At 68.1% G+C, this 204-nt stretch carries 1 pseudogene; it reads right to left on the bottom strand.

What is annotated here, in order from left to right:
• Positions 1–204, bottom strand: a pseudogene (locus J0695_RS36035) (N,N-dimethylformamidase beta subunit family domain-containing protein); the annotation flags it as partial.

The raw sequence follows: 204 nt of genomic DNA, 5'->3' as shown, positions 1-204 counted from the left end.
GCCCGCCGCGAAGGCGTGCAGGAGGTTCTCCGTCACCTTCGAGGTGAATTTCGCCGTACGGGCGTCGATGCCGTGCCCGCCGTCCCCGTTGATCGAGCCGACCCAGCGCATGGTGCCGGTGTTGAAGACGCCCGCGCCGCTCTTGGCCGTGTAGTAGGCCGAGTTGGCGAAGGAGTTGATCCCGCGGCAGGTCAGCGGCGAGTG

The organism is Streptomyces beijiangensis (assembly GCF_017315755.1).
GTDB classification, from domain to species: Bacteria; Actinomycetota; Actinomycetes; order Streptomycetales; family Streptomycetaceae; genus Streptomyces; species Streptomyces beijiangensis.
This window is presented reverse-complemented; position numbering and strand designations above follow the sequence as displayed.